Genomic DNA, 21,092 nt, shown 5'->3' with positions numbered 1-21,092 from the left:
CCTATGCTTCCGTCGTAGCATCAGGCTCGCACCGGTCGCCGCACCGGTCATCGGACACCGGAGGACGTCTGCCATGCCGAACCTGGGTACGACCGAGATCATTATCATCGCGATCGTCGTGCTGGTGCTGTTCGGGGCGAAGAAGCTGCCTGAGGCCTCGCGGTCGCTCGGCCGCTCGCTGCGGATCTTCAAGGCGGAGACCAAGGGCCTGCGCGAGGACGACGCGACGCCGACCCCGGCGCCGTCGCCGCAGCCGGTCGCCACCCCGAGGGCCGAGCTGGAGACCTCGGAGGTCGACGCGCTGCGCAAGCGGGTCGCGGAGCTCGAGCGCGACGCCGCCACGCCGGCCTCGTCGACCAACGGCGCCGGCCCGGTCGAGGCCCAGCAGCAGCACTGACCGACCATGGGCGGGCCGCCGCGCCCGGCCTCCCGACGGACCCAGCAGCCCGACAGACCTAGCAGGAGCGGCCCCGAACGTGCCTGGCATCCCCACGCCGCGGCGCATCGCCTCGTCCGTCAACGACCGGCGTACCCGCACGGTCGAGGACAGCCGGATGCCGCTCACCGAGCATCTGCGTGAGCTGCGCAACCGGCTGTTCAAGTCGCTGCTGGCGTTCCTCGCCGCCCTGGTCGTGGCCTTCGTCTTCAAGAACACGATCATGCACTGGCTGACGGGGCCGTACTGCGACCTGCCGGCGAAGCTGCGCGCGCAGCAGGCCGGCGCGAACTGCCAGCTGTACTTCTTCGACATCACCGGCGCCTTCATGATCGAGCTGAAGGTGGCCGCGATCGCGGCCGCGGTGCTCTCCGCGCCCGTCTGGCTCTACCAGCTCTGGTCGTTCATCACGCCGGGCCTGCACCAGCACGAGCGGCGCTGGTCGCTGACGTTCGTGTCCATCTCGCTGGTGCTGTTCGCGGTCGGCGGGGTCTTCGCGTACCTGACGCTGGAGACCGGGCTCAGGCTGCTGCTCGGCTTCGGCGGCGAGCACCTGGTCAGCCTCCTGTCCGCGGAGAAGTACCTCAGCTATGTGATCGCGATGCTGCTCATCTTCGGCATCTCGTTCGAGGTCCCGCTGCTGATCTGCCTGCTCAACCTGGCCGGGCTGGTGACCACGAAGCGGCTGCGGTCGTGGCGGCGGGCCGAGATCTTCCTGACCTTCGTGTTCGCGGCGATCGTGACGCCGAGCCAGGACCCGTTCACGATGCTGGCGCTCGGCCTGCCGATGATCCTGCTGTACGAGGTGGCGCTGTTCATCGGTTGGCTCAACGACCGGCGCAAGAAGCTGCGCGGGGACACGTCCGCCTACGCGGAGTTCGACGACGACGCGGCCACGCCGCTGGACTTCGACGACTCCGGCGAGGCGCGCCGCCTGGCGACGCTCACGGAGCAGGCCCAGCAGGAGGGCCGCGCCGGCCGCAAGGCGCGCAAGCAGCTCGCCGCGCTCGCCCAGGTCGGCCCGGCCGACTCGGCCGGCTCCGCGGGCGGCGACGTTACCTGACCGTCCGGCGTCCCCTGCCGACCGGCCGGGGACCACGCCGTCCGGCGGCCAGGCGGGGGTGTCGGACCGGTCCCGTAACCTGAAGACGTGACCGCCCAGCGACCCGAGCCGGGTGAGGATGTCGACTTCTCCCACACCGCGGAGCTCGCCAGCAGCGAGACCGGCCCGCGGCCGGTCCTGCCGGCGCCGGACGACGAGCCGGCAGCCGAGGTGGACGGCGAGCTGACGCTGGAGCTCGAGGCGGAGGCCGAACAGGGACCCGTCGGGGTGGCGGTCGCCGACCCGGCGGTGGCGCTGGCCGAGTTCGCGGCGCGCTACCCGTTCGCCCTCGACCCCTTCCAGATCGAGGGCTGTGAGGCCCTCGCCGCTGGCGAGGGGGTGCTCGTCGCCGCGCCGACGGGCGCCGGCAAGACGATCGTCGGCGAGTTCGCCGCCTTCCTCGCGCTGCGCGGCGGGCGGCGCTGCTTCTACACCACGCCGATCAAGGCGTTGTCGAACCAGAAGTACGCCGACCTGGTCGCGGCCCACGGCGCGGCCAACGTCGGCCTGCTGACCGGGGACACCTCCCGCAACGGCGACGCGCCGGTGGTGGTCATGACCACCGAGGTGCTGCGCAACATGCTCTACGCCTCCGCGGCGGGCAGTCACCGCTTCGACGATCTCGCCTACGTCGTCATGGACGAGGTCCACTACCTCGCCGACCGGCAGCGCGGCGCCGTCTGGGAAGAGGTGATCATCCACCTGCCGGCGCACGTCCAGCTGGTGTCGCTGTCGGCGACGGTGAGCAACGCCGAGGAGTTCGCCCAGTGGCTGGTCACCGTCCGCGGCCACACCAGGGTGATCGTCTCCGAGCACCGGCCGGTGCCGCTGTGGCAGCACGTCCTGGCCGACCGAACGCTCTACGACCTGTTCGTCGAGGACGCGGCCACGCTCGGTGACGTCCGCGGGGGCCCGCGCGCGCTCGAACCCGCCGCCACCGGTCCCAGCGCCCTTCCCGGCCAGCGGGACCGCCCCCGGGACGGCGCGCGCGGCGAGCGGCCGGGACGGGCCGGCCCCCCTGGGCGGCAGGCCCGCGGCGGCCGCGCCGACCGGCCGGCCCGCTCCGGTGGTGCCGGCGGGGGAGGCCGCGACGACCTGACGGCGACGGGCAGCCGGCCGAACGGGACGGCCGAGAGCGACGACCGGGTGGTGGCCTCGGACGGGCGGCCGGTCAACCCGGAGCTGCTGCGGCTGGCCCGGCTGGAGAGTTCGGGGCCCGACTGGTCGCGCTCCGGCCGGCCCGGCCCCGGTGGCCGGCCGCGGCGGCGCCCCTGGGGGCCGAGCCGCCCGCAGGTGATCGAACGGCTCGACCGTGACGGCCTGCTGCCCGCGATCACCTTCGTCTTCAGCCGGGTCGGCTGCGACGCGGCGGTGGCGGCCTGCGCGGCCGCCGGGCTGCGGCTGACGACGTCCGAGCAGTCCGCCGAGATCCGCGCCCACGTGCGGGCCCGCACCGCCGGGATCCCCGACGGCGACCTGCGCGTCCTCGGCTACTGGGAGTGGCTCGACGGGCTGGAGCGGGGTCTGGCCGCGCACCACGCCGGGATGCTGCCGGTGTTCAAGGAGGTCGTCGAGGAGCTGTTCGTCCGCGGCCTGGTCCGCGCCGTGTTCGCCACCGAGACGCTCGCGCTCGGCATCAACATGCCCGCGCGCACCGTCGTCCTCGAACGGCTGTCGAAGTTCAACGGCCAGGCCCGTGCCGACATCACCCCCGGCGAGTACACCCAGCTCACCGGCCGCGCCGGCCGGCGCGGCATCGACATCGAGGGCCACGCGGTGGTGCTCTGGCAGTCGGGGCTGGACCCGCTGGCGGTCGCGGGGCTCGCCTCGACCCGGACCTACCCGCTGCGCTCGTCGTTCCGCCCGTCCTACAACATGGCCGTCAACCTGGTCGGCCGGCTCGGCGCCGAGCGTGCCCGCACGGTGCTGGAGTCGTCGTTCGCCCAGTTCCAGGCCGACCGGGCGGTGGTCGGGCTGGCGCGGCAGGTGCGGCGCAACCAGTCGGCGCTCGACGAGCTGACCGCCGAGGTCGAGTGCGACCGGGGCTCCGCGCTCGAGTACGACCAGATCCGCCGGGACATCCGGGAGCGGGAGAAGCGGCTGTCGCGCGAGGGCGCGGCCCGGGGGCGCGCGGAGGCGGYCGAGGCGCTGGCCCGGCTGCGTATCGGCGACGTGGTCCGGGTGCCGGCCGGGCGGCGGATGGGGCTCGCCGTCGTGCTCGACGTGGCCATCGACCCCCGGTCCACCGACGAGCCGCGCCCGCTGGTGCTCACCGCCGACCGGCAGGTCAGGCGGCTGTCCCTGATCGACTTCCCGGTCGTGGTGGAGCCGCTCGGCCGGGTGCGGGTGCCGCGGACGTTCAACCCCCGCGACGCCCGCTCCCGGCGTGACCTCGCGAGCTCCCTGCACCACGCGGAGCTGCGCGCCGAGCCGGGCAAGCGGGAGCGAGCCCGCGCCGCCGCGGCCGACGACGCGGAGCTCGCCCGGCTGCGCCGCGCGCTGCGGGCCCACCCGGTGCACGACTGCCCCCGCCGCGAGGAGCACCTGCGCAAGGCCGAGCGGGCGGCCCGGCTGCGCCGGGAGACCGAGGCGCTGGCCCGCAAGGTCGAGGGCCGGACGAACACCGTCGCCCGCACGTTCGACCGGGTCCGCGCGGCGCTGACCGAGCTCGGCTACCTCGACGGGGACACGGTCACCCCGAAGGGCACGCGCCTCGCCCGGATCTACACCGAGCAGGACCTGATCGTCGCGGTCTGCCTGGATCGGGGGGTGTGGGAGCCGCTGACGCCGGCGGCGCTGGCCGCCGCCGTGTCGTCGCTGGTGTTCGAGCCGCGCGGCGACGACCTGGCCATGCCGGCGCTGCCGGGCGACGACGACCTGCGCACCGCGCTCGGCGCCACCCACCGGATCTACGCCGAGCTGTCCGGCGTCGAGCAGGACCATGGCCTGGCCTTCCTGCGGCCGCCGGAGCTGGGCTTCGTCACCGCGGCCTACGGCTGGGCGTCGGGCCGGTCGTTGGAACGGATCCTCGGTGAGGACGCGACCGAGCTGACCGCCGGCGACTTCGTCCGCTGGATGCGCCAGCTGCTCGACCTGCTCGACCAGATCGCCCAGTCGGCCGGGCCCGACTCGGCCCTGCGCTCCACCGCCCGCGAGGCGATGAGCGCCCTGCGCCGCGGTGTCATCGCCTACTCCATGGTCGTGTGACTCCAGCGTCGTTCGACACCGGGGTTGTGCGGCCCCGGTTCCCCGCGGCCGTCAGCGCGCGGAGCGGCGGCGGTAGATGACGGCGGAGGCGCAGTAGCCGACAGCCAGGATGCCGGCGCACCAGACCAGGGCCGCCGCGACGTCCGAGCCGTCGGCGCCGCCGCCGACGAGCAGGCCGCGGACGGTGTCGATCACCGGGGTGAGCGGCTGGTGGTTGGCGAACGCGCGCAACGGGCCGGGCATCGTGTCGGTCGCGACGAAGCCGCTGCTGACATAGGGCAGGAACAGGATGAAGAACGTCATCCCGTTCGCCGCGTCGGGGCTGCCGGCGAGCAGGCCGAGCGCGACCGACACCCAGGTGATCGCCAGCACGTAGAACGCGACGACCCCGATCGCGGCGAACCAGCCCCCGACGCCGGCGTCGGGGCGGAAGCCGAGGCCCAGCGCGATGCCGATGACCAGTGCGGTCGCGACGGCGTTGGCGGCGAGGCTCGCGACGACGTGGCCGGTCAGCACCGCCGGGGCGCGGACCGGCATCGACCGGAACCGGTCGATGATCCCGTTGGCCATGTCGGCGGCGACGGCGACCGCCGTGGACGCCGCGCCCCACCCCGAGGCCAGCACGATGATCCCCGGGACGACGTAGGTCAGGTAGGCGGTCCGGCCGCCGGCGGCGTCGAGCGCGCCGCCGAACACGTAGACGAACAACAGCAACAGCATCACCGGCAGCGCGACGGAGATGATCACCGTGTCGGGCTGGCGGGGCAGCCGGCGCAGGCTCCGGCCGATCATGGCGGGGGTTCCGCCGCCGGAGCGGGTCGGCCTGGTGGCGGCGCGTGGGTGGCCGACCGGCCGGATCGGTGAATCCGATCCGGCGGGGACTCCGGACGGGACGGCGGTGGTCATCGGGTTTCCTTCCGAGAGGCGGAACCGGCGGTGAGCGCGAAGAAGACGTCGTCGAGGGTGGGAACCCTCAGCTCGACGCGGGCGACCTCGATGCCGCGGTCGTCGAGGTCGTCGAGCAGGTGGCGCAGCGCGGACGCGGAGCCGTCGGTGGGCACGCCGACCCGGCGGGCGACCGGGTCCGCGTCGACGCCGCCGCCGGCCGCCAGGGCCGCCCCGTCGGTGCCGGGGCCGCCGACGACCCCGGACGGGGTGGCTGGCGCAGGCGGCGCGCCCTCGGCGGGCGTGGTGGCGCGCAGGACCGCGACGGCGCGGGCGTATGCCGTGTCGTCGGAGAACGTCAGCTCGGCGCGCTCGGCGCCGAGGCGGGCCTTGAGCGCGGTGGGGGTGCCCTCGGCGACGATCCGGCCCCCGTCGAGGACCGAGACCAGGTCGGCGAGCTGGTCGGCCTCCTCCAGGTACTGCGTCGTGAGCAGCACCGTCGCGCCGCCGTCCGCGAGGCGGGCGACGACGTCCCACACACCCTGGCGGCTGCGTGGGTCCAGGCCGGTCGTCGGCTCGTCCAGGAAGATCACCTCGGGGTCGCTGACCAGGCCGACGGCGAGGTCGAGGCGGCGGCGCTGGCCACCGGAGTAGGTCTTGACCAGGCGGCGGGCGAAACCGGCCAGGTCGAACGCGTCGACGAGCTCGGCGACCCGGCGGCGCGCGACAGCCCGGGGCAGGCGGAACAGCCGCGCGGCGAGCCAGAGGTTCTCCTCGCCGGTGAGCAGCTCGTCGACGGCGGCGTGCTGGCCGGTCAGGCTGATCACCTCGCGGACCCGGCGCGGCGCGCGCGCCAGGTCGTGGCCGGCGACCGTCGCCTCGCCGGCGTCGGCGCGCAGCAGCGTCGAGAGGATCCTCACCAGCGTCGTCTTGCCGGCGCCGTTCGGGCCGAGCAGCGCGTGGACGTGGCCCGCGGCGACGTCCAGGTCGACCCCGTCGAGCACGGTGACGGCGCCGAACGCCTTGCGCAGGCCGCGCACCCGGATGACCGCGCCGTCGGCGCCCGCCGGGAGACGAGGCGCCGGGGACGCCGATGGGAGAGGGGAGGCCGGGGGCTCACGGCCGGCGTCCAGGGTGGTCGGCATGGTCGGTGACCTTTCTGGTCGGATCTCCCGCGTCCACCCGGCCGGCTCTGGCCGGGACGGCTGGCGGGTGGGGCCGGATGGCGGGGGAGTCGGTGGCTGGGGTTCGGGGCTGGGTCGGTGGCTGGCGCGTGCCGCCGCGCGGTGGGGATGCCCGCCGGCGGTGGCCGGCGGGATCATCGTGGCGGAGTGTCGTGGCCCGGACACGGGTCCTGGAACCCGGCCCGAGGTGGGGCTACGCCCACCTCGTGTGCCGGCCGAACCAAAACTGTTTATGGCGTACACATGATGTACGTTATACGCAGTTGTCGGAAGGTGGTCAACGGGTGATGGCGAGGCAGCTCGGTGGCCGGCCGTCGGGGAGGCGACACTCAAGGCAGGCACCTCCCCGGGGCCGCCGCGGCGCGCGGGTGGGTCGACGGGCGTCGGTGGACAGGGCGGTGGGATGACGAGGGATGCGAGTGGGGGCGGCGCCCCGGTGGGCGGCGGCGAGCGGCGCACCCCGGCGGCCGGGGGGCCGCCGGGCGCGTTCGAGCAGCTGTGGGGCGCCCCCGCGCGGCCGCGGCGCGGTCCGCGCCCGGCGCTGCGGCTGGACAGCCTGGTCGAGGCGGCGGTCGCGCTCGCGGACGAGGAGGGGCTCGGCGCGCTGTCGATGGCCCGGGTCGCCGAACGGCTCGGCTTCACGACGATGTCGCTTTACCGACACGTCGCCAGCAAGGACGACCTGCTCCTGCTGATGCTCAACGAGGCCGTCGGCCCGCCGCCGAAGACGCTGGTGACCGACCCGGCCGCCGGTTGGCGGGCCGGGCTCGACGCCTGGACCAGAGGTATGTACGAGCGGGCACTGGCGCACCCGTGGATAACCCGGATCGAGATCGGCGGCGCGCCGAACCTGCCCAACCAGCTGGCCTGGATGGACCGCGGCGTCGCCCCCCTCGCCGGCGTGCCGCTGGCTGGTCAGGAGAAGCTGTCGGCGATCCTGATGCTGTCCCGCTACGCCATGTCCGCGGCGCAGCTGACAAGCGACGTCACGGCCGCCGCGAGCGCCGGCACCTACGGGCCGGACGACGGTGACTACGGCGCGACACTCGCCCGGTTGCTCGACCCGGAGCGGTTCCCCGCGCTGCACGCGATCGCGGTCTCCGGTGAGATCGACCCGGCCGTGCCGCCAGAGGGGGTCGCCGACGAGCTGCACGGGGAATTCCACTTCGGCCTCGCCCGCATGCTCGACGGGCTCGACGTCCTGCTGCGCTCCCGCGGGCCGAAATAGACCGCCCGGTGGCGTGTCCATGGGTGGTCCGAGGCCGGTCCCGGTGTGGGCTCGGACCGGGGTGTCGTTGTTCCGACGGCCCGCAGACCAGCGGTCCGGCGCAGAATGGGCCGGTGGCGGGGGAGATGGTCCGGGATGACCCGGAGTCGGGTGATTCGCGCCGTGCTGAGGGGGCGTGCGGGATGGTCGTGGTGGCGAGCGTGGACCCGGCGGCGGTGACGCCGCGGGAGGAGATCTTCGTCGGCGGGCTGGAGAAGCGGCCGATCGTGATCGCCGCCTACCGCCCCGAATGGGTCAAGCAGTTCGCGCACGAACAGGCGCGGATCGTCGGGGCACTCGGCGAGGCGGCAGTGCGGGTCGAGCATATCGGCTCKACCTCGGTGCCAGGGCTCGGCGCGAAACCGATCATCGACATCCAGGTCAGCGTCCCCGACATGGCCGACGCGGCGAGCTTCGAGGGCCCGCTGCTGCGCACCGGCTACGTGGTGCGGGTGCGCGAGCAGGGCGAGCACTGGATGTTCCGGACCCCCGAACAGGACGTGCACATCCACGTCTGCGGCGCGGGCAGCGACTGGGAGCACCGCCACCTGCTGTTCCGCGACTGGCTGCGCCACGACCCCGCCGACCGCACCGCCTACGAGGCGGCCAAGCGTGCGCTCGCGGCCCTCGACTGGCCGAGCATGCAGCACTACGCCGAGGCCAAGAGCACCATCATCCAGGAGATCACCGCCCGCGCCCGCCCCTGGGCCGCGAAGACCGGCTGGACGATCCCCGCCCCCCGCGGCTGACGCCGTCCCCTCGCCATCCGGGAGGCCGCGMCGCGACTCCCTTGGAGGCTCACCTTCGCCAGCCACGGCCGCGGTGAATCCGGGTCCGCGGGCAGTACCCGCGCCGCGAGGAGTTCGGTGGGCTCGAAGACTGCGGTCACGGCCGCGCTCATCTCAGCAAACGGTCCAGTGGGAGTTCTTGAGGGTGCCGGTATTTGAAGGAGTTTCTGACGACTCCAGGGCCCTTGTCGATCTCCCGGGGCTGATCTTCAGGAAACGAAGGTTTGTTGAAGACCAGGACGGGCCGTTTGTCCGGCGGGCTCAGTCGTGCGGCGGTAGGTGGCCGAGCTGGTGGTCAGCGACGCTCAGCGCCTCGTCGACGAGGCGGCGCAGGTGCCCGTAGCGCAGCGCGTACACCACGTGCCGTCCTTCCTTGCGTGTCGTGACCAGGCCAGCCAGCCGCAGTCGGGCGAGGTGCTGGCTCACGGAGGTTCGGGTTGCTCCGGTCGCCTCGGTCAGGGTGGTGACGTCGGCCTCACCCTCACCGAGCCGTGCCAGGAGGGCTAGGCGGGTGCGGTCGGCGAGCAGGCCGAGCACGTCCACGGCCACCGCGAGACGTTCGCGGTCCTCATGCTGCTGCGAGGGATGCGCACCTGATAGATGCATGCGTGCGTTCACACGCACATAATGCGGGGGTGGCGACACCAGCGTCCAGCCACATCCCCGAAAGGCACGCCGTGAACGGGCACACCCATCCCCATGAGCCGCACGGACACCGCCACGACCACGGCGGTCACCACCACGGGCAGGCCCACCGGGACGGCTGGTGGTCCAGGCTGCGCGACCAGGCCGGGCACCTGGCCGCCCCGCACAGCCATGGGGCGATGGACAAGATCGACTCCGCGATGAAGACCTCGCGCGAGGGCACGCGCACGCTGTGGCTGTCGTTGGGTGTCCTGGGGCTGACCACGGCGGTCCAGGCGGCGGTCGTGGCGTTGTCCGGGTCGGTGGCGCTGCTGGGCGACACGATCCACAACGGCGCTGACGCGCTGACCGCGGTCCCGCTCGGGTTGGCGTTCGTGCTGGGTCGGCGGCCGGCGAACCGCCGCTACACCTACGGCTACGGCCGCGCTGAGGACCTGGCCGGTGTCGCTGTTGTGCTCACGATCGCCGCCTCGTCGGCGCTCGCCGCCTATGAGGCCGTCGACCGGCTGCTGCACCCGCGCGGCATCAGCCACCTGTGGGCGGTGGCGATCGCCGCCGTGGTCGGGTTCGCCGGCAACGAGTGGGTGGCGCGCTACCGGATCGCCACCGGCCGCCGGATCGGCTCCGCGGCGCTGGTCGCCGACGGGCTGCACGCCCGCACCGACGGCTTCACGTCCCTGGCCGTCCTGGCGGGCGCCGGAGGGGTCGCGCTCGGGTGGCGCTGGGCCGACCCTGCGGTCGGCCTGCTGATCACCGTCGCCATCCTCCTCGTGCTGCGGGACGCCGCCCGTGAGGTCTGCCGGCGCCTGCTTGACTGCGTAGACCCGGCGTTGGTCGACACCGCCGAGTCCGCGCTGCGCGCCGTGGACGGAGTCCGGGAGGTGGGGCAGGTCCGGATGCGCTGGATCGGCCACGCCCTGCGCGCGGAGGCCGACATCGTCGTCGACCCGCAGCTGACCGTCGTGCAGGCCCACGGCCTCGCCGTCGCCGCCGAACACGCCCTCATCCACGCGGTTCCCCGGCTGACCGCCGCCACCGTCCACACCGACCACCCGCCCCACGGCGCCGATCCRCACGCCGCCCTCAGCCACCACACCGCCGCCTGACGGAAGAACGCCGGTATCGCCAGTCCACCCGCGCTGGTGAACACCGGCCGCTGCCTGCTCCGGACCACCCGACCCCGCGGGAGGCTGCCGCGATGACCAGCATGGACGCCACCGCGCGCCCCGCTCTGCTTCGCCGGGGCTTCGCGCTGGAGTACGCCACGCTCGGCTGGAACGTKGTCGGCATTGTGGTGCTCACCGTCACGGCGATCGCCGCGCGGTCGGTGGCGCTCGCCGGGTTCGGCCTGGACTCGCTGATCGAGATCGGCGCGTCCACGGTGGTGCTCTGGGAGCTGTCCGGTGCCGGCGAGGAGCGTCAGCGCCGCGCGCTGAGGTTGATCGGCGTGGGCTTCGCGCTGCTCGCGCTCTATCTGCTGGTGGCGTCCACGTGGGTGCTGGTGGCCGGTTTCCACCCGCGCCACTCGCCGCTGGGCATCGCGTGGACGGCGGTGACCGCGGCGGTCATGTTCACCCTCGCTGTGGGCAAGGCCCGCACCGGCGCGGCGCTCGACAACCCGGTGCTCAGGACCGAGGGGCGGGTCACCCTGATCGACGGCCTGCTCGCGGCCGCGGTGCTGCTCGGCCTGGTCCTCAACACTCTGGCCGGCTTGTGGTGGGCGGACCCGGCGGCCGGCTACGTGCTGGTCTACTACGCGGCGCGGGAGGTCAAGGAAGTCCTCTTCGCCGAGCACTGACTGGCCGCGCCCGGCGCGAGGGCGAAAGCCGGCCCGGACCGGTCAGTGCGGGTGAGAGGCCGGGTAGTGCACCGGGCCGTGGGAATCCTCGCGCCGCGCGTGGTCAGCCTGGGCAGTCTCGGGGGTGGTGATCTGCAGCAGGCCGGTGTCCTGGTCCTCGCCGAGGTGGTCGACCTGGAGAGTGGCGTGGCTGATCCGGTGCTCCTCGCGCAGCACGCCCTGCAGGACACGGCGGACGTGGTGGCAGTCGCCGCCGGGAACAACGAGGACGTGCGCGGACAGGGCGGGCTGCCCCGAGGTGATCTCCCAGGCGTGCAGGTCGTGGACCTCGACGACCTGCACGTCGTCGGCGAGGACGTCCTGGACCATGAGGGTGTTGACGTAGCGGGTTCAAGGCCTGCGAGCCGGCGAGAGCGAGGCAGCACCATCCCTACAGGCACCGTTGTCCACGCCGTTGACCTCGACCGGGCTCTGTTGTTGATCTTGAGCATGGTGATCCGGGTTCGGTGCCGCTGACTGCTTCGACCGATCAGGGCATCAAGGGCACCAGGTCACTCATGGTCACCGCCCAGCGGAGGAGATCTCGCCGGGTTTCATGATCTGGTGGGATCGTCGGGCCCACAGCTCCGACGATCCCACCAGATCATGGCTACGGCCGGATGGACCGCCTGGCTCCCGTCGCTGAGCGTGGTGGGACGTGGGAGGCCGTCCGGTTCCCCGCAGATCAGCGGTCAGCGATCAGCGGGCGGCCAGGCGGGCGCGGACGCGGGTGGCGCATGTGAGGATGACGTCGGCGGCGAAGGCGGCGTCGTCGGGGTCCGTCTTCCAGCTCGAGACGCTGAGGCGCATCGCGGTCCGGCCGTGCCAGAGGGTGGGCCCGCACCAGACCCGGCCGTCCTCCTGGATCTCGGCGATGAGCGCCCGTGTCAGCGCCTCGCCGGCCGCTTCGGGCGCGGCCTCGGCCGCGCCCGGGGCCTCGGTGCCGGGCTCCGGGTCGAGGTGGTCGAGGCGGATGAGGACCTGGTTGAGGACGACGTCGTTGAGGACCGTGAGGCCGCCCTCGTCGAGCCGGCGGGCGATCTCGGCGGCGGCGTCGCAGGCGCGGGTGACGAGATCGGCGACGCCGTCGCGGCCCAGGGTGCGCAGGGCTGCCCACACCTCGATCTGCCGGGCGCGCTGTGAGGACTGCGGCGTGTGGTGCATCGCGTCGAACGTGTCGCCGGCGGGGGTGTAGCCGGCGGCGGCGRTGAAGGTGCGGCGCAGGGGGGCCGCGTCCCGGACGAAGGCGAGACCGCAGTCGTAGGTGACGTTGAGCCACTTGTGCCCGTCGGTCGCCCACGAGTCGGCGCGGGTGAGCCCGGCGGCGAGCCGGTCACGCCGCGTCGGGTCGGCCAGCGCCCACAGACCGAACGCGCCGTCGACGTGCAGCCAGCCCGGCGCGGGTCCCGGACGGCGGGCGAGCCAGTCGGCGATCTCGTCGAACGGGTCGAACGCGCCGGTGTTGACCTCGCCCGCCTGCGCGCAGACGAGCACCGGGCCGGTGAGGTCGCCCGGCAGCGCGTCGGCGCGCATCCGGCCCTGGTCGTCGGCGGGCACGACGTGCACCCGGGAGCGGCCGAGCCCTACCAGGCCGAGCGACTTGCGCAGCGTCGCGTGCGCCCCTTCGCCGATGACGACGTCGAAGGCCGGGGCGCCGAACAGCCCGTCGGCCTGGGCGTCCCAGCCGAGCCGGGCGAGCAGTTCGTCGCGGGCGGCGGCGAGGCAGGCGGCGTTGGCCATGGTGGCCCCGGTCACGTAGGTGACCGCGCAGTCGGCTGGTAGGCCGAGGAGGTCGACCAGCCAGCGTCGGGTCACGTCGTGCAGCTTGGCGGCCACGGGGGACATCGCCGGGAGTGCCGCGTTCTGGTCCCAGGCGTCGGTGAGCCAGGCGGCGCCGAGTGCCGCCGGCAGGGTCCCGCCGATGACGAAGCCGAAGTAGCGGGCGCCTGCCGAGGCCATCGTCGCCGGGCCGCCGGCGTCGTGCAGGAGGCGCAGCGTCGCGTGCGCCGACGTACCGGCCTCGGGCAGTGCCTCATCGAAGGCCGCCAGCCCGGCCACCGCCTCCGGCGTCGGCGCGACGGGCCGGCTGTCAACCGTCGCCGCGTAGTCGAGCGCCATCGCCGCGGCTGCCCGCAGCACGTCCAGGTCGTCCTCGCGATCCATGGCGCCATCCTTTTCGTCCGTCCGCTACCCAGCGCAGGTCTGTCGGCTGCCCGACGACAGCGTCATCCGCCCAATCCTGCCGTGCGTACGCAGCTCGGGGGAGCGGGGCGAGGTTCCGCAGACAGGACGTGGATGCCAAGGTGGAGGGGGAGTGGCTRATGCACGCGGTGCCCCCCGGGACCGATGTCGCTGGACCGGTGCGCCGGGGCGGTGTAGGAGATCGTTTCCCGCGGCCCTCATCACAAGATAATCAACAGTGTTGACGAGCGGTAACGCTATTTGTTGATCTTCAACACAAAACCCGTGCGCACACCCCTCCCAACCCCCAAACAGCTCATCGACTAAAGACTCGCCAAAAAGATCTTGTGGTTCGGATTCGTGGAGTACTGCTTCGAGCGCTCATCGCAGGGCCGGGCGGAAGCGTTGATGGATATAGGGAAATGCTCGACCGGGTGGGAGGCGAGGGGTGCGCTCCGATGAGGAACGGGCCTTCGAGGAGTTCGTCGCCGGGTCCGCGGACCGGCTGCTGCTGAGCGCGGTGCTGCTGGTCGGTGGCGACCGGGCGGCCGGCGAGGACCTCCTGCAGGGCGCGTTCGAGCGCACCTACCGGCACTGGTCGAAGATCGCCGACGGGCAGCCGGAGGCCTACGTGCGCCGGGCGCTCGTCAACGCGGCGACGAGCCGGTGGCGCCGGTTGCGGGCGCGGGTCACCGAGGTGCCGCTGCTGACGGAACAGGACCCTGGCKGGTTCGGGCCACAGGTCGCCGACCATGCCGAGGCGCTGTCGGCGCGCGACGGGCTGACGCGCGCGCTGCGCACCCTGCCGCCACRCCAGCGTGCCGTCGTCGTCCTGCGCTACCTCGACGACCTGCCCGAGGGCGAGGTCGCCGCCGCGCTCGGCTGCTCCGTCGGTTCGGTGCGCAGCCAGGCGTCCCGGGGCCTGGCGAAGCTGCGCGACAACGAGCACCTCGCCGGAATCGGCGGTGGCGGCGGCGCGGCCCGCTGGCCGGTGCGGCCGGCCGGCCAGCGGGCCCGGGCGGTGGATCTCCTGACGAACGAGGGGGCTAGTAGCGGCCCGGGCCCGGCTCGTGCCGCGTCGCCCAGGCCGCGGCTCGCGCCGCCGCCACCGGGCCGGCACCGGGCGGGGCTGGCGTCCGGCGGACCCGTGGGCGGCCTGGCGACAACGAGCGAGGTGGGCGCGACCCAGCAGGTGCGGGCCGGGCGGGCAGGGGGGAACGCGCTGTGAGCACCGGCGGACGCGACGCGGACCCAGCCGACCTCGACACGAGTGGCGTCGAGGCGCGGCTGCGCGCCGTGCGGGCCGAGCTGCCCAAACTGTCGGTCGGGCCGTGGTTCGCCCAGTCGGTGCGGGCGCGGGCGCTGCGCCGCCGGGCGCGGGTCCGGGCCGCCGGTTCCGTCGTGGTCGCGGTCATGGCGGTCGTTCTGGTCGTGGTCTCGGTGAGCCTGCTGGGTGGCGGCACGGGGACGGGTGGGATCGTGCCGGCGAGGACGGTGGCTCCGGCCGGGCCGACCACGGACTTCTACTATGGCGGGCCCGCCGTCACGTGGCCGCCGACGCAGAAGCAGGCGGATCCGCTGGATCCGCAGACGGCGGAGAAGGTCAGGGCCGCGTTCCGCACGGTGTACCAGGCGCAGCACCCGCAGGTCTCCGACCAGGTGTGGGCCGCGGCGGTGCAGGATCCCGCGGCGCTCTTGCCGGTCCGCGACAAGGTGGGCCAGCGGTTCCCCGGGCTTTACACCACCATCTCGGTCACCTTCGGCGGTCTCGAGCAGGTCGGTCCGGCGACGGTCAGCGTCTCGTTCACGCTGACGTTCACGGACTCCACGGTGGTGGGATCGTCGGAGACCGGAGAGCGCTCCTACGGCACGACCGGTACGGCGGTGCTGGTCGACGGTCATTGGCTGGTCAGCAGGGACACGTACTGTGCCACCACTGGCGCGCTGATGGTGGCGGACCTGCAGTGCCCGTGACCTCGGTGGGTCAGGCGGCGTCGGCGGTGAGGGAGACGGCGAGCAGGGCGGTGTCGTCGTCGTGGCTGCCGTGGGCGAGCGCGGCGAGCGCCCGTTCGCACAGCTCCTCCGGGCCGGACGCGCCCGCGGCGACGGAGCGCAGTACCGCCATGCCCTCGTCGACGGAGCGGTGCCGGTCCTCGACGAGTCCGTCGGTGTAGAGCAGCAGGATGCTGCCGGGGGCGAACGGGACGGCGGTCTCGGCGTAGTGGCCGCCGGTGAGGCCGGCGCCCAGCGGGGGGCCTGGTTCCACGGCGACGAACTGGGGCTCGCCGTGTGGCGGGACGATCAGCGGTGGCAGGTGGCCGGCGGAGGCGACGCGCAGCTGGCGCGCCGCCGGGTCGAGTATCGCCATGGCGACGGTGGTGATCTGGTCCTGTTCGAGCCCGCTGACGGCGGCGTCGAGCTGGACGAGGACCGCCTCGGCGGGCAGGTGGGCCGAGGTGCCTGCCCGTGCGCTGGCCCGTAGCTGGCCCATGGTGGCGGCGGCCTGGATGCCTCGGCCCATGACGTCGCCGATGACGAGGGCGATCGTGTCGTCGTCGAGTGTCAGGACGTCGTACCAGTCGCCGCCGACGAGGGAGCCAGCGCCGGCCGGCAGGTAGCGCCATGCGAACGCGACGCCGGCGATCTCGGGCATGCGGCGTGGCAGCAGGCTGCGTTGCAGGGTCAGCGCGGTCTCGCGTTCCCGCTGGTACTGGCGGGCGTGGACGAGCGCGATGGCTGCCCGGTCCGCGACGTCCTGGATGAGGCTCTGCTCGTCGGCGGAGAAGGCGGCGGCCCCGGGGGGTCGGGACAGTCCCAGAACGCCGGCGGTCTCGGAGCGCAGGCGCAGTGGCACGGCGAGGATGGCGCCGGATTCGGTGGTCGCGGCGGCGGGCCGCCCGTTCTCGGGGAGGTCGGGGTTGGCTGGGGCGGTGGGCCAGGACAGGCCGCGGGCGGCGGGGCCGGCGATGGCGATGGTCTGGCCGTGGTGGAGTGCCAGGCGCATCGCCTGCACGCGGGCGGGGTCGAGGTGTCCCTGGGCTGGCGTGTCGGCGTCGGTGGGGGTGTTGGCGTGGGTACCGGCTTCGGCCACCAGGTGGGGTTGGGTGCCGCTTTCGGCGAGGTAGACGGCGGCGTATTCGGAGAGGGTGGGGGTGAACAGGGCGGCCAGCTGGTGGAGGGTCTCGCCTTCGTCGAGGCGGGCTGTCAGCCGGGTGGTGGCGGCGGCCAGGAAGGTCACGCGTTCCCGGGCCTGTCGTTCGGCGGCGATCAGCCGGGCTCGTTCGAGTGCGAGCGCGGTCTGGGCGGCGAGCGCGCCGGCGAACTCGCGGTCCTCGGGGCCGAACAGCCGTGGGTAGTCGAAGGAGAACCGGAGCGCGCCGAGTACCTCTGCGCCGACGGACAGCGGCAGTGCGCAGAGGGAGACCGTGGTGGGCTCGAGTTGGTGCAGCTGCGGGTAGCGGGCGTGATCCTCGGCGACGGACTCCAGCCAGACGGCTTGGCCTTCCCGGATCGCCTCCGCGGCGGGCAGTGGCGCGTCGCGCCGTTCGGCGCGTAGTTGGGCGACCAGTTCGCCTGGGTAGCCGACGGCTCCGGGGACGGCGAGCAGGTCGCCGTCGAGGGGTACGAGCAGGCTGCCGCCGTTCGCGCCGAGTGCGGCGACACCCTCGGTGAGGACGACCTCGGCGACCTGTTCGGGGCGGGTGGTGGACGCGAGTGCCGCCGTCGCGGCCTGGAGGCGGGCGCCGCGTTCGGCGGCGCGCCGGGCCGTGGAGACCTCGGCCAGGGCGCGCAGCAGGAACTCCTCGAAGCTGGGTGGCGCGGGCGGTGGCTGGCCGCTGCCGGCGGCGCGCAGCTGGGTGATGATCGAGCTGATGTACCAGCGGCGGAACGCCCAGTGAGCGGGCGGTGTCTCCACGGTGAGCAGCCGGGCCGCTCTGGCGTACTCGTCTGCCTTGTCGAGGGCGACGAGGTACTCCTCGGCGGCGTCCGCGGCGGACAGCGGGAGCGAGAGTTCGAGGGTGGTCCGGGGTCGTCTGGCCGCGGCGGCGGCCAGTGCCTGCCGGCGGATCGCCTCCCGGGGGGCGGCGAACCGGGTCGTCACGACGGTGATCAGTTCGGCGAGGTGGGGCGGGACCGCGCCGCTCTCGCCGCTGGCCGCGCCACGGGAGGCGAGGGTGAACTCGCGGACCAGGTTGTCGACGTGGCTCTTGGCGGCCAGCAGCAGGTCGGTCGGGATGTCGCCGATGCTGACCGGGTAGTGGGCCGGGGCCGGGGCGACGGGTGGGTGGGGCTGGGTTGGTGGTGTGGTGTGCCGGCCGGTTACCGGTGTGTTCGGCGGGGGGCTGGCCGGGGGGCGTTCGGTGGGCTGCGGGGGGCTGGTTTCGGCCGCGGCGTCGAGTTCGGCCCAGACGACCTTCCCGGCGCCGTCGGGGGAGCAGCCCCAGCGTGCGGCGAGGCTGTGGACGATCGCCAGGCCGCGGCCGGTGAACGACTCGGAGCTTGGTCGTCCTCTGGTGGGTGTGGTGGGGCTCGCGTCGGCGACCTCCACCCGCAGTCCGCTGCCCTGGGTGAGTACGCGCAGGGTGATGGGGGGTTTGCCGTGGAGGAGGGCGTTGGTCAGCAGCTCGCCGGCGATGAGGGCGACGTCGGCGCGCAGCGCCCGCAGCGGCGGTTCGATGCCGGCGAGGGTCGCGGACACGAGTCGGCGTGATCGTGGTACGGCGCGGGCGTCGGCGTCGACGTTCAGGTCGACGAGGAGCTCGCCGGGTGTCGACGGGAGCCCGTTGGCGGGACGGGTGGGCGAGCCGGGGGGGCTGGCGTCTCGTGTCACGGGCATCCCCCACCTCGGCGGCTTCGTCCGGGCCCCTCGGGGTCCGTACCTCGACGGTAGGTCGGTCGGCCCTGGTGAGGGCGGAGTCTTCGTCAGGCGCGGATGGACACGTCGCGGGCGTACCACGGAGCTGTTGTTGTCGGCTGGTGGCCAAGTATGGCCTACCCGTGCGCTTGGTGGGTGTCCTGTGAGGTGTCGCGCTCCGGTCGGGCTGGTTGCGGGTCATCGGCCGCCGGGCCGGCGGCGGGCGTGGCGGGTGAGCTGGGCCTGGCGGGCGGCGAAGCGGGCGCGGGAGGCGTGCTGGCGGGCCTGGCGGCAGGGGTGGCACTGGGTGTCCTGCGCGGGCGCGGCGCGGCAGGTGACGCACAGCACCACCGGTTCCCGGGCGGGTGTGTGCTCTCCTGGCCGGGCGCCGTACGCGTCTGCCTGGGCCTCGTGGAGGTCGGTGGGGGGTGGGTGGCCGGCGGTGGCGCGGGCTTCCTGGAGGGCCTCCTGGCGGAACTCCTCGACGCCGCGCCGGCAGTAGCAGGTCGGGGCGGGTCCCGCGAGGCCGGCCACCGCCGGCGCGACGGCGTCCACGGCGGCGGCGGCGCGCTGCGCTGGCGCCGGCTGTTGGCGGTGGCCGTCCGTGGGGCTTGGGGTGTCGCCGGGTTCGGCCTGGCCGGGCAGGGCGCAGCAGGTCACCCACACCGCGGTCGGGCCGCCGCCGAAGTGCGCGGACCACAGGTGGCCGCACAGTGAGCACCGGGTGGGCGGAGGGAGGGGCGCGTCGGACTCGGCCACCTCTCCAGTCGACCATGCTGACCCCACCGCGCGCACCACCCCGGGCCGGGCCGGGGTGGTCGATCGGTACGGCGGTGCGGCGGTGCGGGGTGCGGGTCAGGAGGATCTGGTGAGGGAGAAGGTGTCGCAGTTCGCGCCGCTGATCTGGCCGCGTAGCTGCTGGCTGCCGACGGAGTACGTGCCGGACAGGCCGACCATGACGTAGCCGGGTGGGTGGTCGAGCCAGCGCCGTCCGGTCAGCTGCAGGACGTTGCCGACGAACGTGCCGCTCATCGTGTACGCCCCGGAGGGCACGTCGGGGTTGTCGGCGGTCGCCGAGAACGAGAACTCCGCGGTGACCCGGCCGGGTGCCTCGGGCAGGTCGAGGATGTCCAGCCGCAGGTTGGTGGTGCCCTGCTGGCAGCGGTAGGTCCCCGTGAAGCGGCCGGCGAGCAGCTCGGTGTCTCCCGCGCCCGGGACGCCGGCTTCCTGGGTCGCGGTGGCGGGTGTGGTCGCGGTGGGCGTCGGGGTGGGTCCGGGTGTCGGGCTGTTCCCGGTGCCGGTCACCGCGGCGGTGATCCCGGCGCCGGCCAGCGCGGCGGTGAGCAGCGCCGCGGTGGCGGCCGCCACGAACCAGCCCCGCAGTGGCCGGGCCGGTGCCGTCAGGGGGGTGGCGGCGGCGAGTGGCCCACCTGGGTTCGGTGGCCGGTCCCCGTGGCCGGCCGGGGGCAGTGGGGTGGGGGTCGACGGCGGGGGCGTGCCCGCGGCCGCGTAGGCGCCGGGGGGCGGTGGTGGGAACCAAGGCTGCCCGCTGGCGGTGTCTGGCCAGGTGGCGGGCGGACCCCACCCACCGGAGGCGGGCGTCGGGGTCGCCGGGGTGGCGCCGGCTGGGGTCGGGGCGGAGGCAGGGGGCTGCCAGAGGACCTCCAGCACCCTGGCCACGGCCGCCGCCGGGTCGGCGGTCTCGCCGACGAGCGTGGCCAGCAGCCGGGTGGCGGACGGCCGGCCCGCCGGGTCGCGGCGCAGCGCCGAGCGGACGATCGCCAGCAGCCGTGGGGGTACGCCGGCGAGGTCCGGCTCGGTGGTCATCGAGCGGTAGAGCAGTGCCTCGGCCGTCCCGGTCCCGAACGGCGGCCGGCCGGTCGCCGCGAACGCGACGGTGAGCGCCCACGCCCACACGTCCGCCGCGGGCCCGGCCCGTCTGCCCTCGGCCTGCTCGGGCGCGAGGTAGCCGGGGCTGCCGACGACCGTCCCGGTCCGGGTCACGTCGACGCGGGCCGCCGGGTTGGTCGGCACGGCCATGCCGAAGTCGATGACCTTCGGCCCGGTGGCGGTGATGAGCACGTTCGCCGGTTTCAGGTCGCGGTGGACGATGCCGGCGCGGTGGATCGCGACCAGGGCCTCGGCGAGCCCCACGGCCAGGGCCTCGACGGTCGCCGGGGCCAGCGGCCCGCCGAGGTCGACGGCCTCGTCGAGGCTTGGCCCGGCGACGTACTCGGTCGCGAGCCAGGGCCGGTGGGCGTCCGGGTCGGCGGCGAGCACCCGGGCGGTGCAGGTCGCGGCGACCGCCCTGGCCGCGGCGACCTCGCGGCGGAACCGGACCCGGTAGTCGGACATCGAGGCGACTCGTTGGTGGATCAGTTTGACGGCGACCAGCCGTCCCTCGGTGGCGGCGGCGCTGTCCGCGGCGGCGAACGTCGGCGGCGGCGGCGCGGTGGAGCCTGGGAGGCCGGGGGGCGTGGGGTGGCCCGGGGTGTCGTCCAGGTGGAGGGTGGCGGTGTCGTCGGCTACGCCGAGGAACACCACGCCCATGGCGCCGGCGCCGAGTCGGGCGGTCAGCTGGTAGCCGCCGACCCGGGTCGGGTCACCGGCCTGCAGCGGTCCCAGCGGCATCCGTGCTCTCCTTCCTTGTCACCTCGCTGTGTCCCTCGCCGCGGTGAACCTCAGAGTTCGCTCAGATAGCCCGG

At 74.2% G+C, this 21,092-nt stretch carries 17 protein-coding genes; 9 read left to right on the top strand and 8 right to left on the bottom strand.

From position 1 onward, the window contains the following. The first annotated feature begins 73 nt into the window (after window positions 1-73). The 3 genes from tatA (at window position 74) to BCD49_RS20540 (ending at window position 4,745) form a co-directional block, all read left to right on the top strand. Entirely contained in the window at window positions 74-397 is a 324-nt protein-coding gene (gene tatA / locus BCD49_RS20550; protein ID WP_007520206.1) for a Sec-independent protein translocase subunit TatA, read from the top strand. 79 nt (window positions 398-476) lie between these two features. Further along, window positions 477-1,499: a twin-arginine translocase subunit TatC gene (tatC, locus tag BCD49_RS20545; protein ID WP_007520208.1), complete on the top strand. Its 1,023-nt coding sequence runs from the start codon at window positions 477-479 to the stop codon at window positions 1,497-1,499. A gap of 267 nt (window positions 1,500-1,766) precedes the next feature. Continuing rightward, the gene (locus BCD49_RS20540; protein ID WP_116439418.1) at window positions 1,767-4,745 is read left to right on the top strand and encodes a DEAD/DEAH box helicase; all 2,979 of its coding nucleotides are present in this window, start codon (window positions 1,767-1,769) and stop codon (window positions 4,743-4,745) included. A gap of 51 nt (window positions 4,746-4,796) precedes the next feature. Here BCD49_RS20540 and BCD49_RS20535 read toward each other — a convergent pair whose 3' ends face one another. Both BCD49_RS20535 and BCD49_RS20530 read right to left on the bottom strand, forming a co-directional pair. Continuing rightward, complete coding sequence (locus BCD49_RS20535) at window positions 4,797-5,651, bottom strand: ABC transporter permease (protein WP_007520212.1); 855 nt, start codon at window positions 5,649-5,651, stop codon at window positions 4,797-4,799. After that, window positions 5,648-6,775 carry an ABC transporter ATP-binding protein gene (locus BCD49_RS20530; RefSeq protein ID WP_007520214.1) on the bottom strand — a complete coding sequence of 376 codons (1,128 nt, stop codon included), beginning with the start codon at window positions 6,773-6,775 and terminating at the stop codon, window positions 5,648-5,650. The genes BCD49_RS20535 and BCD49_RS20530 overlap by 4 nt, the downstream gene beginning before the upstream one ends. Before the next feature lie 442 nt (window positions 6,776-7,217). On the opposite strand from BCD49_RS20530, the gene BCD49_RS20525 reads away from it, so the two are divergent. Both BCD49_RS20525 and BCD49_RS20520 read left to right on the top strand, forming a co-directional pair. After that, a complete protein-coding gene (locus tag BCD49_RS20525) occupies window positions 7,218-8,042 on the top strand; it encodes a TetR/AcrR family transcriptional regulator (protein ID WP_063630164.1) in 825 nt (274 codons plus the stop codon). Window positions 8,043-8,224: 182 nt separating this feature from the next. Then, window positions 8,225-8,830 carry a GrpB family protein gene (locus BCD49_RS20520; protein ID WP_007519023.1) on the top strand — a complete coding sequence of 202 codons (606 nt, stop codon included), beginning with the start codon at window positions 8,225-8,227 and terminating at the stop codon, window positions 8,828-8,830. Window positions 8,831-9,130: 300 nt separating this feature from the next. Here BCD49_RS20520 and BCD49_RS20515 read toward each other — a convergent pair whose 3' ends face one another. Beyond that, window positions 9,131-9,475, bottom strand: a complete 345-nt coding sequence (locus BCD49_RS20515) for an ArsR/SmtB family transcription factor (protein ID WP_198536143.1) — start codon at window positions 9,473-9,475, stop codon at window positions 9,131-9,133. Window positions 9,476-9,546: 71 nt separating this feature from the next. Here BCD49_RS20515 and BCD49_RS20510 point away from each other — a divergent pair, with 71 nt between their 5' ends. Both BCD49_RS20510 and BCD49_RS20505 read left to right on the top strand, forming a co-directional pair. Then, entirely contained in the window at window positions 9,547-10,620 is a 1,074-nt protein-coding gene (locus BCD49_RS20510) for a cation diffusion facilitator family transporter (protein WP_007519029.1), read from the top strand. A 92-nt stretch (window positions 10,621-10,712) separates the two neighbouring features. Continuing rightward, on the top strand, window positions 10,713-11,312 hold the full coding sequence (locus BCD49_RS20505) for a cation transporter (RefSeq protein WP_007519030.1): 600 nt from the start codon (window positions 10,713-10,715) through the stop codon (window positions 11,310-11,312). A 42-nt stretch (window positions 11,313-11,354) separates the two neighbouring features. Here the strand turns inward: BCD49_RS20505 and BCD49_RS20500 are convergent, their stop codons facing one another. Together BCD49_RS20500 and BCD49_RS20495 are read right to left on the bottom strand one after the other, a co-directional pair. Continuing rightward, a complete protein-coding gene (locus tag BCD49_RS20500) occupies window positions 11,355-11,681 on the bottom strand; it encodes a cation transporter dimerization domain-containing protein (RefSeq protein ID WP_007519031.1) in 327 nt (108 codons plus the stop codon). A 369-nt stretch (window positions 11,682-12,050) separates the two neighbouring features. Further along, window positions 12,051-13,514: a pyridoxal phosphate-dependent decarboxylase family protein gene (locus tag BCD49_RS20495; protein ID WP_071041790.1), complete on the bottom strand. Its 1,464-nt coding sequence runs from the start codon at window positions 13,512-13,514 to the stop codon at window positions 12,051-12,053. 466 nt (window positions 13,515-13,980) lie between these two features. Here BCD49_RS20495 and BCD49_RS20490 point away from each other — a divergent pair, with 466 nt between their 5' ends. Continuing rightward, window positions 13,981-14,760 (top strand): SigE family RNA polymerase sigma factor, encoded by a 780-nt coding sequence (locus tag BCD49_RS20490; RefSeq protein WP_083401582.1) that lies wholly within the window; start codon window positions 13,981-13,983, stop codon window positions 14,758-14,760. Next, the gene (locus tag BCD49_RS20485) at window positions 14,757-15,506 is read left to right on the top strand and encodes a hypothetical protein (RefSeq protein WP_007519038.1); all 750 of its coding nucleotides are present in this window, start codon (window positions 14,757-14,759) and stop codon (window positions 15,504-15,506) included. Before BCD49_RS20490 ends, BCD49_RS20485 begins: the two co-directional genes overlap by 4 nt. A gap of 10 nt (window positions 15,507-15,516) precedes the next feature. Here BCD49_RS20485 and BCD49_RS20480 read toward each other — a convergent pair whose 3' ends face one another. The 3 genes from BCD49_RS20480 to BCD49_RS20470 form a co-directional block, all read right to left on the bottom strand. Further along, window positions 15,517-18,369, bottom strand: a complete 2,853-nt coding sequence (locus BCD49_RS20480) for a SpoIIE family protein phosphatase (RefSeq protein WP_007519040.1) — start codon at window positions 18,367-18,369, stop codon at window positions 15,517-15,519. A 216-nt stretch (window positions 18,370-18,585) separates the two neighbouring features. Continuing rightward, window positions 18,586-19,146, bottom strand: a complete 561-nt coding sequence (locus tag BCD49_RS20475; RefSeq protein WP_007519042.1) for a hypothetical protein — start codon at window positions 19,144-19,146, stop codon at window positions 18,586-18,588. 96 nt (window positions 19,147-19,242) lie between these two features. Beyond that, on the bottom strand, window positions 19,243-21,018 hold the full coding sequence (locus tag BCD49_RS20470) for a serine/threonine-protein kinase (protein ID WP_007519044.1): 1,776 nt from the start codon (window positions 21,016-21,018) through the stop codon (window positions 19,243-19,245). Window positions 21,019-21,092: the final 74 nt, after the last annotated feature.

The sequence above is a fragment of the Pseudofrankia sp. EUN1h genome (assembly GCF_001854645.1).
Classification (GTDB): domain Bacteria; phylum Actinomycetota; class Actinomycetes; order Frankiales; family Frankiaceae; genus Pseudofrankia; species Pseudofrankia saprophytica.
Note: the sequence above shows the minus strand (reverse complement) of the source record. Positions and strands in the feature narration are given on the sequence as shown.

Excerpts from the sequence above, each read along its gene's own strand:
- tatA (WP_007520206.1), top strand. The coding sequence starts at position 74 with ATGCCGAACCTGGGTACGACCGAGATCATTATCATCGCGATCGTCGTG.
- BCD49_RS20535 (WP_007520212.1), bottom strand. The coding sequence starts at position 5,651 with ATGACCACCGCCGTCCCGTCCGGAGTCCCCGCCGGATCGGATTCACCG.
- BCD49_RS20530 (WP_007520214.1), bottom strand. The coding sequence starts at position 6,775 with ATGCCGACCACCCTGGACGCCGGCCGTGAGCCCCCGGCCTCCCCTCTC.
- BCD49_RS20525 (WP_063630164.1), top strand. The coding sequence starts at position 7,218 with ATGACGAGGGATGCGAGTGGGGGCGGCGCCCCGGTGGGCGGCGGCGAG.
- BCD49_RS20515 (WP_198536143.1), bottom strand. The coding sequence starts at position 9,475 with ATGCATCTATCAGGTGCGCATCCCTCGCAGCAGCATGAGGACCGCGAA.
- BCD49_RS20500 (WP_007519031.1), bottom strand. The coding sequence starts at position 11,681 with ATGGTCCAGGACGTCCTCGCCGACGACGTGCAGGTCGTCGAGGTCCAC.
- BCD49_RS20480 (WP_007519040.1), bottom strand. The coding sequence starts at position 18,369 with ATGCCCGTGACACGAGACGCCAGCCCCCCCGGCTCGCCCACCCGTCCC.
- BCD49_RS20470 (WP_007519044.1), bottom strand. The coding sequence starts at position 21,018 with ATGCCGCTGGGACCGCTGCAGGCCGGTGACCCGACCCGGGTCGGCGGC.